The following is a 10927-nucleotide window of genomic DNA, read 5'->3' as shown; positions in this document are numbered from 1 at the left end:
GATCGAGGAAGCGCCCGAGGAAACGCGGACGATCTATCGCGCGAACGGGGTGATCGCCCTGGGGCTGGGCGTCCAGCCGCAGGCGCAGTCGAACACGGTCGCCATCTCGCGCGCCGTGCGGGACGAGATCAAGCGCATCCGCCCCACCCTGCCCGACGGGATGGTCCTGCGGATCACGACGGACGAGGCCGTTTTCATCCAGTCCTCGATCAGTCAGGTCATCAAGGTTTTCTTAGAAGCGGTGGCACTGGTCACGGCCGTCATCTTCCTGTTCCTGGGCTCGATCCGGCTGTCGCTGGTGCCGGTCGTGACGATCCCGATCTCGGCCCTTGGCGCAGGACTGGTCATGCTGGTGCTGGGCTTTTCGATCAACATCCTGACGCTGTTTGCGCTGATTTTGGCCATCGGCCTCGTGGTGGACGATGCCATCGTGGTGCTGGAGAACATCCAGCGCCATCGTGCCATGGGCGCCAGCCGCGCCGAGGCCGCGCGGCGCGGCGCGGGCCAAGTCAGTTTCGCCGTGATCGCCACGACGGCGGTTCTGGTCGCCGTGTTCCTGCCCGTCAGCTTCATGGAGGGCGAGCTGGGTCAACTGTTCGCCGAATTCGGGATCGTGATGGCCGTTGCCGTCGCGGTGTCGGGATTTGTCGCGCTGACCCTGTCTCCTGTTCTGGCTGCGCGCGTCCTGCCGCGCGAGGATCGGCCGAACCTGATGACACGCAGCGTGAACCGCGTCATTTCCTGGCTGGAACGGGGCTATGACATGCTGCTGGCGCGCATGATCGCGCGTCCGGTGGCCATTCTGGCAGGAACGGCCTTTCTGGTGGCCGGGGCGGTCTCGGTGTATCAGGCCCTGCCGCGGCAGTTGACGCCTGACGAGGATCGGGGCGGGTTCCGCATCATGCTGACCGCCCCTCAAGGGTCGAACCTGGCCTATACCGATGCGGCCGCACGCCGGGTCGAGGCGCTGATCCAGCCGCTGCGCGACGACGGGCTGGTCGAGAATGTCACGTCGATCGTCGGCATGTGGGGGCAGCAGCGACGGGCCATGCTGCTGGTGAACCTGGTCCCCTGGGACCAGCGCGACATCAGCGTGGATGAGGTGATGGCCGAACTGCGGCCGAGGGTTTCCGCCATTACCGAGGTTCAGGGCTCGCTCCGGCCGTCAGGGGGCCTAGGCATCGGCGGCAACAGCGGCAGCATTAACTGGATGCTGGGTGGCCCCGACCTGGACCGCGCCGCGGCCTGGGCCGAGGATCTGGCCACTGCCTTGTCAGGCACGCCCGGTCTGGGCACAGTCGATGTCGATCACGCCGCAAACCAGCCGGGCGCCTCGCTCCGCATCGACCGGGCAAGGGCGCAGGACCTCGGGCTTGATTCCCAAACCGTCGCCCAGACCCTGCAGGTGCTTTTCGCGTCGCGCACCGTTGGGGAATACAGCAGCGATGGCCGACAGTATCCGGTCATCCTGCAGGCCACGCCCGAAGACCGGGACTCGGTTCAGGACATGCTGTCGGTCATGCTGCGCAACCAGCGCGGCGACCTGATCCCCCTTGCAGCCTTTGCCGCCATCACGACAGGCGCGACGGTGCCCTCGATCAACCGCTATGACCGCCTTGTTTCGGTCCAGATGGAGGCCGATCTGCTGGAGGGGACCGATCTGGCCACCGCCATGGCGGCGGTCGAGGCTGCGGCCGCCGAACTTCCCGCCGGAGCGCTGCTGGCCTGGCGTGGGCAGGCCGCGGATTACCAGGACAGTGCCGGTGGCGTCGCGACAGTCTTTGCGATGGCGTTGCTGATCGTGTTCCTGGTTCTCGCCGCCCAGTTCGAAAGCTTCCGCACGCCCTTGACGATCATGCTGACCGTTCCACTGGGCCTTGCCGGTGCCGTGGCAACCCTGTGGCTGACCGGTGCGTCGGTCAACATCTTTTCCCAGGTCGGGATGATCCTGCTGATCGGGATCATGGCCAAGAACGGCATCCTGATCGTCGAATTCGCCAATCAGCTTCGGGAAGAAGGACGCGATCTGGTGACGGCCGCACGCGAAGGGGCGGTGACGCGCCTGCGCCCCGTGATGATGACGACCATCGCGACCGTGCTGGGCGCGGTCCCTCTCGCTCGCGCCAGTGGTGCGGGGGCGGAAAGCCGCCGCGCAATCGGCGCAGTCATCGTGGGCGGGCTCAGCTTGGCCTTCGTGCTGACCCTGCTGCTGACGCCTGTGATCTATGTTCTGGTCGAACGCCTGCGGCGGGCACCCCAAACCCCCGCGAAAACGGTGGCCGAACCTGCCGAATAACGCAAAGCGCCCGCCCTTTTCGGGGCGGGCGCTTGTCAACGGACTGCGTGAATCTCAGTGCTCGTGGCGGGGCATGGATTTCAGGTCATCCTTGGTCCAGGTCGTCACGGCGTGAACGGTGCCCGACTCGTCCCGCATGAAGTCCAGCTGATGGGCCGGCACCATGACTGGCTTTGCGCCAATCCCAAGGAAGCCGCCCACATCGATGACGACTTCGGCATTCAGTCCGGAACCGTGTGTGTGCGACACGGTGCCGATCGTCTGGTTGTCAGGGCCATAAACCGTGGCACCGTCCAGAACGGCTTCGGTGTATTCAGTGTCGTCCAGTCGCGGATGGTTGGAATGGTCCATCGAAACGCTCCTATCGTTCTTGACGACACTCAACGCAGGACCCGTCCCACCGTTCCATGCGGCGCGTGGAGGAGCGTGTCTCGAGGTCCCGCGCGCAATTCTCAGGCGCCGCGATCGCGTTCCCCCTGAGCCCAGAGATAACCGATGAAAGCACCTTTGACGAAACGCAGCAAGACCAGCGTCAGCAAGGTCGTCAGGATGCCCAGCACGATCAACAAGGTCAGCGGGTCGGACCGGAACCATGTCCAGCCAAAGCCGATCATCGGTATCAGCAGCAGCATGATGATCGTGATGGTGAAAAAAGCGGGCCCGTCCGCGGCCGGATATTGTCCCAAGGGTTCGCCGCATTTGCTGCATTCCCGGACAATTCCCAAATAGCCAATGAAGACGCGCCCCTTTCCGCAGCGCGGGCACCGGTTGGCCATCCCGTTCACGATCGCGGCCTTGCTGTCGCGCCCTTCAAAGCCCATCACCCGGTCCTTTTTCGCTTGTTCTGCATGAAGCAACCCGCAGAACGCGCATTTGATCCGATCTTTGCCGATCCCTTGGGTCAGGGTGTGTTGGAACATCTCACCATGCCCCCCCGTTGATAGGAGCCCTTCCCTTGGGAAGACACCGAAACACCGGAGGAGATGCTTCATGAAGCACCTGATGCAAACCAGCTGCGCGGCCCTGATGGCGGCCTGTCTTGCCTTGCCCGCCCTGGCGCAGGACAGCACGACAACGATCACGCCGCCCCCTGCCGGCGGAGCCTCGGGCAGCACGCTCGATGCCAATACCGGCTCCGAAAGCGATACCGCCACCGGCAGCGAAAGCACCACCTCGGCCACGGGAACCGCCGGTGGCGCAGGCTCTGCCCCGTCGGACATGAGCGGCACGGGTGCTGCAGCCAGCACCGAGGCTTCGGGAAATGCGACCACCGATGTGGGCGGCAGCGCAGGCGCGGCCGGTTCTGTCGCAGGCGGCGGCGCCCTGAACAACGGCGACAACAATGCCGGCCAGAACAACGCCAGCCAAGGCACGGGCCAGGGTGCGACCCCAGGTTCAGGACAGGCCGCGAACTATGGCAGCGTGATTTCGGGGCTGCAGTCAGGCACATCCATGCAGGAACAGATTGCGGGCATTGGCGAGGACACCCGGATCGAGGTCATGCTGCTGAGCGAGATGCAGGACGCCGGCAGTGCGCAACGGGAAAGCTTGGACCAGGCGCTGGAAGCCGGGGGCGAGACGGTGGCCCAGATGCGCGAACAGTTGTCGCAGAATGACCGCGTGATGCAGGCGCTGGAGGCCGAGAACCACAGCACCGACGATGTGATCGGCATCCACGACGGTGGCGACGGCATCATCCAGCTGATCGTGGACGACCGCAGCATCCTCTGATCCGGCAGACGAAACGGCGCCGCCGCAGCCTTGGGGCTGCGGCGGCTTTTTCATGACTTCAGGCGTAGGTCCGGGCCATCTCGGCCAGCGTCTTCGGCTTGATCTTGTCGGCCTGTCCCGCGGTGCCGAAGGCTTCGAAGCGAGCCTTGCAGACCTCAGCCATCGCCGCCATCGCGGGCTTGAGGTACTTGCGCGGATCGAATTCAGCCGGGTCTTCGGCAAAGGCCTTGCGGATCGCACCGGTCATGGCCAGGCGGTTGTCGGTGTCGATGTTCACCTTGCGCACGCCCGAACGGATGCCACGCTGGATTTCCTCGACCGGGACACCCCAGGTGGGACGGATGTCGCCGCCATAGTTGTTGATGATCTGCTGCAGATCCTCGGGAACCGAGCTGGAGCCGTGCATGACCAGATGCGTGTTGGGCAGGCGGCGGTGGATTTCCTCGATCACATGCATGGCCAGGATCGCGCCGTCGGGCTTCCGGGTGAACTTGTAGGCGCCGTGGCTGGTGCCCATCGCAATCGCCAGCGCGTCTACGCCGGTGTCACGCACGAATTGCTCGGCCTCGGCCGGATCGGTCAGCAGCTGCTCCTCGGACAGCTTTTCGGTTGCACCGTGACCGTCCTCCTGGTCGCCCATGCCGGTTTCCAGGCTGCCCAGGACGCCCAGTTCACCCTCGACCGACACACCGCAGGCATGCGCCATCTCGGTCACGCGGCGGGTGATGTCGGCGTTATAGGCATAGTCCGCCGGCGTCTTGCCGTCGGCCTTGAGGCTGCCGTCCATCATGACGCTGGTAAAGCCGTTCTGGATCGCGGTGGCGCAGGTTTCCAGCCCGTTGCCGTGGTCCAGATGCATGCACAGCGGGATATCGGGAAAGGCCCGTGACAGGCCCGAGATCAACCCCGCCAGCACCAGGTCATTGGCATAGCTGCGCGCACCGCGGCTGGCCTGCAGGATCACCGGCGAACGGGTTGCCTGCGCGGCCTGCATGACCGACAGGCCCTGCTCCATGTTGTTGATGTTGAAGGCCGGAACCGCATAGCCATTTTCGGCAGCATGGTCCAGCAGCTGACGCAGGGTGATCATCGCCATGAAATTATCCTTTATTGGCAGAAAGATAGAAATGGATGGCCTCAACCTCGCCGGTTGCGCCGAAAATCAGGGGCGTCATCTGGTGCAGCCCCGTGGGGACGCGATCCAGGATCGGCATCCGTCCGTCCGTCGCCTGTCCGCCCGCCTGTTCCATCAGAAAGGCGATCGGGGCGCATTCATAGATCAGCCGCAACCGGCCTTCGCCATAACCGGGCCGTGCATCCGCGGGATAAAGAAAAACGCCGCCCTTCAGCAGGATGCGGTGCAGTTCCCCCACGGCGGCGGCCAGCCAGCGCATGTTGAAGTCGCGCCCGCGCGGCCCGTCGCGCCCAGCCCTCAGGTCGCGCGCCCAGTCCTGCAGGCCGGGGACCCAGTGCCGCTCGTTCGAGGCGTTATAGGCGATGGTCGAGGCGGCGGACTTCAGTCGCAGGTTCCGGGCGGCGACGCGAAAGCCTGCCGCCGCGTCATGGGTGGCGACATGCACCCCCTGCCCCGTGGACCAGCCGAAATCGACCGAGTGACCGAAGGATGCATAACCAGCCGCGACGATTGATCGTCCCGAACGCAGAAAGCCTCCCTCGCCCGCGGGAAGGATGCTGAACAGCATGCCCAGAGGCGCCCCGATGCCGATGCTGCCCGAGCCGTCGATCGGATCGATCGCCACGTCAAAGGCACCGCCCTTGTTCAGCAGGATCACCGCCTCGGCCTCTTCGGACAGAACCTGACGGACGCCCGCGCGCTGCAGCACGGCCATCATGTGGTCATGGGCCGCAAGATCCAGCGCCTTTTGCTTGTCGCCGCTGTCGTTCACGCCCACGATCTCTTCGGGGTCGCCATGCAGCCGTCCGGCCGCCAGTCGCGCCGCCAGGGGCGGCAGTGCTTCGGCAATGGCATGCACGATGCCAGGCACGCCCGGACCCTCCAGGACCTCGGTCAAAAGCGCGCCCCGGGCTGCGCCATCACCTGGGAGCCGCAGCATCATTGCGTGCGGATCCGCTGAACGGATACGTGCGGCTGATGCGGCCCCGTGATGCGATCCATGCATTCAGTCCCCTGCTATTGTCAGTGCGATACCGGCCCGGTCCAGCGCCGCGCGATGCGCGCTGGCGGGGGCCGCGTCGGTGATGATGGCGTCAAAATCGCCCAGATCCGCCAAGGCATGCAGGGCCAGTTGTCCAAAGCGCTGATGGTTGACCATCAGTACGCGTCGTTCCGCCGCCTGCATCATGGCGCGCTTGGCACGCACCGCATTGTCGTCGGTGTGAAACGCCTGGGTTCCAGACACCGCCGGCGCCGAGATGAAGGCCAGATCCGCGCGCAGCCGGGTCAGGGCATTTTCGGTGACCATGCCAAAGAAGCCGTTCAGCTTGGCGCTGTAGATCCCGCCCAAGGCAATCAGCGTCATGCGCGGCGCATCCTTCAGCGCGTCGATCACGGCTGCGTTGTTGGTGATCACCGTCAGCGGCGCATGCTGCGTCAGCCGCGCGCCCAGCAGCGCCGCCATGGAACCGTCATTGACCATGACCGTCATGCCAGGCTGAACCAGGGTCAGCGCCGCCTGGGCCATGCGGGCCTTGGCCTCGCCGTCCTGCAGGGCGCGGATGCGGAAATCGCTTTCGAACTGCGTGTCGGCCTGGATCGTCGCGCCGCCACGCACCTTGCGCAACAGCCCTGCCTGTTCCAGTTCGTCCAAGTCGCGGTGGATGGTCATCTTTGACACGTCGAACCGTGCCGCAAGATCATCCAGATCAACGCCGCGCGTCGCGACCAGCAGGTCCATGATCGCCTGCCTGCGTTCCTCGCGCCTCACCCGATACCCCCGTCAATCTGCGGGTGGCTTGTAACACAAGGAACAGAAGCCGCAACATCCATATTGTGACTTTGTGACTGTTTTATGTGAACTGGGCAACGCAGCCCATCCTGTGGCCATCGCATAGCAATGGCGGACCGTTCAGAACCCGTGGCAAAGTCAAGCGGCAGCGTTCGGGCCGGGCATTGCCCGACCCGTCCTCAAAGCGGACCGCTGTTTGTCATGGGTTCCGCAAGACCCTCAGGCGGCCTCTGCCTGATCCAGCGAGGCCAGTTGCGCCTCGACCGCCATCATCTGCGCGACGGCATTGGCCGCCTCGGCGCCCTTCTTGACGAAATGCTCGCGGTAGAAGGCCGTGAGCAGTTCGGTTTCCTGATAATTGTGGGGCGTTAGCGACACCGAGAAACAGGGCACGCCCGTCTCCAGCCCCGCCTGCATCAGGCCGGACACAACCGCCTGAGCAACGAAGTCGTGGCGATAGATGCCGCCGTCGACCACGAGCGCGGCCGCCACGACGGCGTCGAATTTGCCGGTCTGCGCCAGCTTCTTGGCCAGCAGCGGCATCTCGAAGGCGCCGGGAACGTCAAACGCATCGACGCGGACGCCCGGCATCAGGCGGGCAGCCTCGGACAGGAAACCGTCATGCGCGCGATCCACGATGTCGGAATGCCAGCGGGCCTTGATGAAGGCGATACGGGGGGATTGGGTCATCTTTCAGGAACCTTCCGTTAAGTGGCGTCAGGTCCCAAGGCATGCACCACATCCGGCCCTTGGGTGGGACCGAACACGGTTCTCTTTCATCCGGACTATACCGTCGGCCCCGGAATTTCACCGGATCTGCTGACCCCCTTCGGAAAGGAGCGCTCGCGGGCTGTCACCGCCGGTGGGGAATTGCGCCCCGCCCTGAGAACATGCCCAGATTAGCCGCTGCCGCAGCCGACGCCAAGCGTGATGCGGCCAAATACGTGTGAAATGCGACCTGTCAGATCGGCTCTATGTCGCCTTCGGCACGCTTGGCATGAAACTCCGCCACAAAGGCTTCCAGCCGCCGTTCGGCGATCGCCGAACGCAGCCCGGCCATCAACTGCTGGTAATAGTGCAGGTTGTGCCAGGTCAGCAGCATCCCCGAGATCATCTCGCCCGAACGGAAGACATGGTGCAGATAGGCACGGGAATAGCCGGTACAGGCCGGGCAGGAACAGTGTTCGTCCAAGGGCCGCGGGTCGTCCTGGTGCCGCGCGTTCTTGATGTTGACCTGACCGCGCGGCGTCCAGGCCTGTCCCGTCCGCCCCGACCGCGACGGCAGAACGCAGTCCATCATGTCGATGCCGCGCTGCACCGCGCCCACGATGTCGTCGGGCTTGCCGACCCCCATCAGGTAACGCGGCTTGTCGTCCGGCAGGAAGCCGGGGGCATAGTCGAGAACGCCGAACATGGCCTCCTGCCCCTCGCCCACCGCCAGACCGCCCACCGCATAGCCGTCAAAGCCGATGGCCTTCAGCGCCTGGGCCGATTCTTCGCGCAATTCGCGTGTGACACCGCCCTGCATGATGCCGAAAAGCGCATGCCCCGGCCGGTCGCCAAAGGCGTCGCGCGACCGCTGCGCCCATCGCATCGACAGCCGCATCGACTGGGCCACGGCCTCGTCAGTGGCCGGCAGCGCCGGGCATTCGTCGAAGGCCATGACGATGTCGCTGCCCAGAAGGCGCTGGATCTCCATGCTGTATTCGGGGGTCAGATGGTGCTTCGAGCCATCGATATGGCTGGAAAAGGTCACGCCCTCCTCGGTCAGCTTGCGCAGCCCTGCCAGGCTCATGACCTGGAATCCGCCCGAATCCGTCAGGATGGGGCGGTCCCAGTTCATGAACTTGTGCAATCCGCCCAGGCGCGCCACCCGCTCGGCCCCGGGGCGCAGCATCAGGTGATAGGTGTTGCCCAGCAGGATGTCCGCACCGGTCGCGCGCACGCTTTCGGGCAGCATCGCCTTGACGGTTGCGGCAGTGCCGACCGGCATGAAGGCGGGCGTGCGGATGGACCCGCGCGGCGTATCGATGACGCCGGTGCGCGCCGCACCATCGGTTGCCTGGAGGGCGAAGGAGAACTGGGCTGTCATCGTGTCATGCCTGCCGCTTGGAAAACGCATGCTTGTAACGGCAGTCGCTGCCCGGTGCAATGCGCAGGGCACTGGACCCGGGGCCTGTGCTCTCCTATATAATCAGTCGGAATTGAAGGATGATGCGATGACCGAACCCCTGATGGAAGGCGCTCCGCTGATCGCGCCCTCGAGCACCGACCACCCGCTTTACGAAGCGGTCGTCGAGGCGTGCAAGACGGTTTACGACCCCGAGATCCCGGTCAACATCTATGACCTGGGCCTGATCTACACGATCGACATCAACGACGCGAACGAGGTTCGGGTGGTGATGACCCTGACCGCCCCCGGCTGCCCCGTGGCCGGAGAGATGCCGGGCTGGGTGGCCGATGCCGTCGAGCCCCTGCCGGGGGTCAAGCAGGTCGATGTCGAGATGACGTTCCAGCCGCAATGGGGGATGGACATGATGTCGGACGAGGCGCGCCTGGAACTGGGCTTCATGTAAGATGCCGGGACTCCCCTGCCTTGAAGCAGGGGGGTGCCGGTGACTATCTTGACAGGATCGCAAAAGGAACCGCCCGATGTTTGCCATGCCCGGTACAGCCCCCGTCTCCATCACTCCTGCCGCTGCGGCGCAGATTTCGCGCCTGATGTCGGGGAAGAACGCCTATGGCCTGCGGATCGGGCTGAAGAAGGGCGGCTGCGCGGGGATGGAGTACACGATGGAACTGGCAGACACGCCTTCGGCCAACGAGGCGGTGGTCGAACTGGACGGCGCCCGCGTCATCATCGCGCCCATGGCACAGATGTTCCTGTTCGGTACCGAGATCGATTACGAGAATGGCCTGCTCGAGTCGGGCTTCCGTTTCCGCAACCCGAACGTAACCGATGCCTGCGGCTGCGGCGAATCGGTCCGTTTCGAACCGCTCGAGGGCAGCCGCGCACAAGAATAAGCGGCCTGCTAACGCTATCGGTGTTGCCCGCCCCTGTTGCGCTGTCTAAGCCCTTGGTCAAACAAGGAGGAACAGATGGCACCCCGCAAGCTTGCTGCTGGAAACTGGAAGATGAACGGCGATCTGGCCGCCCTGGCCGAGGTCGAGGCGATCGCGGCCGAGGCGGGTCCAGAGGATTGTCAGGTTCTGCTCTGCCCTCCGGCTCTCCTGATCCATCCGATGCTGTCCCGACTTGAAGAAAAGCGGGTTCATGTCGGTGCGCAGGATTGTCATGCCGCCGCTTCGGGGGCGCATACGGGTGACATCTCGGCCATGCAGATTGCCGATCTGGGGGCCACGCATGTCATCCTTGGTCATTCCGAGCGGCGCGCCGATCATGGCGAAACGGACGCGCAGGTGGCGAAAAAAGCCGCCGCGGCCCATGCGGCCGGCCTTGTGGCCGTTATCTGCCTTGGCGAAACCGAAGAACAGCGCGATGCGGGGCACACGCTGCAACTGATCTCCACCCAGTTGTCTGGTTCCCTGCCCGAAGGAGCCAATGCGGCCAACACGGTCATTGCCTATGAGCCTGTCTGGGCCATCGGCACGGGACGCACCCCCACCACCGAACAGATTGCAGAGGTTCATGCGTTGCTGCGCAACTCGCTTTGCCAGCACCTTGCCGACGGAGCAGACATTACCCTGCTTTACGGCGGCAGCGTGAAACCCTCCAATGCTGCCGAAATCTTCGCCATCCCCCATGTGAACGGCGCCTTGGTCGGAGGCGCCAGCCTGAAAGCCGCGGACTTCGTGCCAATCATCAAGGCGCTGAACGCTGCCTGACGCTTGTTTCCGAATTTCACCATTGCACCGCGCTGATCCGGAAGGTAATCAGACAACGCGGCACCCGTAGCTCAGCTGGATAGAGCGCTGCCCTCCGAAGGCAGAGGTCACAGGTTCGAATCCTGTC

The 10927-nt window shown here is 64.5% G+C and carries 12 protein-coding genes, 1 tRNA gene and 1 riboswitch; of the genes, 6 read left to right on the top strand and 7 right to left on the bottom strand.

Going from position 1 to position 10927, the window contains the following annotated elements:
• A partial coding sequence (locus tag ACLHHB_RS03025; RefSeq protein WP_410216805.1) for an efflux RND transporter permease subunit occupies nt 1–2296 on the top strand: 2296 nt, incomplete at its 5' end.
• A 54-nt stretch (nt 2297–2350) separates the two neighbouring features.
• Here ACLHHB_RS03025 and ACLHHB_RS03020 read toward each other — a convergent pair.
• Both ACLHHB_RS03020 and ACLHHB_RS03015 read right to left on the bottom strand, forming a co-directional pair.
• The gene (locus ACLHHB_RS03020; protein WP_410216804.1) at nt 2351–2647 is read right to left on the bottom strand and encodes a PRC-barrel domain containing protein; all 297 of its coding nucleotides are present in this window, start codon (nt 2645–2647) and stop codon (nt 2351–2353) included.
• Nucleotides 2648–2748: 101 nt separating this feature from the next.
• A complete protein-coding gene (locus ACLHHB_RS03015) occupies nt 2749–3117 on the bottom strand; it encodes a DUF983 domain-containing protein (RefSeq protein ID WP_410216803.1) in 369 nt (122 codons plus the stop codon).
• A 169-nt stretch (nt 3118–3286) separates the two neighbouring features.
• Here ACLHHB_RS03015 and ACLHHB_RS03010 point away from each other — a divergent pair, with 169 nt between their 5' ends.
• The gene (locus tag ACLHHB_RS03010) at nt 3287–4027 is read left to right on the top strand and encodes a hypothetical protein (RefSeq protein WP_410216802.1); all 741 of its coding nucleotides are present in this window, start codon (nt 3287–3289) and stop codon (nt 4025–4027) included.
• Between the two features lie 58 nt (nt 4028–4085).
• Here ACLHHB_RS03010 and fba read toward each other — a convergent pair whose 3' ends face one another.
• The 5 genes from fba to tgt form a co-directional block, all read right to left on the bottom strand.
• Nucleotides 4086–5123, bottom strand: a complete 1038-nt coding sequence (gene fba, locus ACLHHB_RS03005) for a class II fructose-bisphosphate aldolase (RefSeq protein WP_410216801.1) — start codon at nt 5121–5123, stop codon at nt 4086–4088.
• Between the two features lie 4 nt (nt 5124–5127).
• Nucleotides 5128–6105 carry a class 1 fructose-1,6-bisphosphatase gene (locus ACLHHB_RS03000; protein WP_410216800.1) on the bottom strand — a complete coding sequence of 326 codons (978 nt, stop codon included), beginning with the start codon at nt 6103–6105 and terminating at the stop codon, nt 5128–5130.
• Between the two features lie 63 nt (nt 6106–6168).
• On the bottom strand, nt 6169–6933 hold the full coding sequence (locus tag ACLHHB_RS02995; protein WP_410216799.1) for a DeoR/GlpR family DNA-binding transcription regulator: 765 nt from the start codon (nt 6931–6933) through the stop codon (nt 6169–6171).
• A 240-nt stretch (nt 6934–7173) separates the two neighbouring features.
• Nucleotides 7174–7644 (bottom strand): 6,7-dimethyl-8-ribityllumazine synthase, encoded by a 471-nt coding sequence (locus ACLHHB_RS02990; protein ID WP_410216798.1) that lies wholly within the window; start codon nt 7642–7644, stop codon nt 7174–7176.
• Nucleotides 7645–7718: 74 nt separating this feature from the next.
• A riboswitch (FMN riboswitch) is annotated at nt 7719–7848 on the bottom strand.
• Between the two features lie 67 nt (nt 7849–7915).
• Nucleotides 7916–9046, bottom strand: a complete 1131-nt coding sequence (tgt, locus tag ACLHHB_RS02985; protein WP_410216797.1) for a tRNA guanosine(34) transglycosylase Tgt — start codon at nt 9044–9046, stop codon at nt 7916–7918.
• A gap of 127 nt (nt 9047–9173) precedes the next feature.
• On the opposite strand from tgt, the gene ACLHHB_RS02980 reads away from it, so the two are divergent.
• From ACLHHB_RS02980 to ACLHHB_RS02965, 4 genes are all read left to right on the top strand, one after another.
• Nucleotides 9174–9530, top strand: coding sequence for an SUF system Fe-S cluster assembly protein (locus ACLHHB_RS02980; RefSeq protein ID WP_410216796.1), 357 nt, complete (start codon nt 9174–9176; stop codon nt 9528–9530).
• A 76-nt stretch (nt 9531–9606) separates the two neighbouring features.
• Nucleotides 9607–9978: a HesB/IscA family protein gene (locus tag ACLHHB_RS02975; RefSeq protein WP_410216795.1), complete on the top strand. Its 372-nt coding sequence runs from the start codon at nt 9607–9609 to the stop codon at nt 9976–9978.
• Nucleotides 9979–10053: 75 nt separating this feature from the next.
• Nucleotides 10054–10800, top strand: coding sequence for a triose-phosphate isomerase (gene tpiA / locus ACLHHB_RS02970; RefSeq protein ID WP_410216794.1), 747 nt, complete (start codon nt 10054–10056; stop codon nt 10798–10800).
• A 68-nt stretch (nt 10801–10868) separates the two neighbouring features.
• Nucleotides 10869–10927: transfer RNA gene (locus tag ACLHHB_RS02965), tRNA-Arg, on the top strand.

Origin of the sequence: Paracoccus sp. (in: a-proteobacteria), from assembly GCF_046462195.1 — a bacterium.
GTDB lineage: Bacteria > Pseudomonadota > Alphaproteobacteria > Rhodobacterales > Rhodobacteraceae > Paracoccus.
The sequence above is the reverse complement of the archived record's forward strand: the minus strand, read 5'-3'. Positions and strand labels throughout refer to the sequence as shown.

Excerpts from the sequence above, each read along its gene's own strand:
- ACLHHB_RS03000 (WP_410216800.1), bottom strand. The coding sequence starts at position 6,105 with ATGATGCTGCGGCTCCCAGGTGATGGCGCAGCCCGGGGCGCGCTTTTG.
- tpiA (WP_410216794.1), top strand. The coding sequence starts at position 10,054 with ATGGCACCCCGCAAGCTTGCTGCTGGAAACTGGAAGATGAACGGCGAT.
- ACLHHB_RS03015 (WP_410216803.1), bottom strand. The coding sequence starts at position 3,117 with ATGGGCTTTGAAGGGCGCGACAGCAAGGCCGCGATCGTGAACGGGATG.
- ACLHHB_RS03020 (WP_410216804.1), bottom strand. The coding sequence starts at position 2,647 with ATGGACCATTCCAACCATCCGCGACTGGACGACACTGAATACACCGAA.
- ACLHHB_RS02990 (WP_410216798.1), bottom strand. The coding sequence starts at position 7,644 with ATGACCCAATCCCCCCGTATCGCCTTCATCAAGGCCCGCTGGCATTCC.
- ACLHHB_RS02975 (WP_410216795.1), top strand. The coding sequence starts at position 9,607 with ATGTTTGCCATGCCCGGTACAGCCCCCGTCTCCATCACTCCTGCCGCT.
- tgt (WP_410216797.1), bottom strand. The coding sequence starts at position 9,046 with ATGACAGCCCAGTTCTCCTTCGCCCTCCAGGCAACCGATGGTGCGGCG.
- fba (WP_410216801.1), bottom strand. The coding sequence starts at position 5,123 with ATGGCGATGATCACCCTGCGTCAGCTGCTGGACCATGCTGCCGAAAAT.
- ACLHHB_RS02980 (WP_410216796.1), top strand. The coding sequence starts at position 9,174 with ATGACCGAACCCCTGATGGAAGGCGCTCCGCTGATCGCGCCCTCGAGC.
- ACLHHB_RS03010 (WP_410216802.1), top strand. The coding sequence starts at position 3,287 with ATGAAGCACCTGATGCAAACCAGCTGCGCGGCCCTGATGGCGGCCTGT.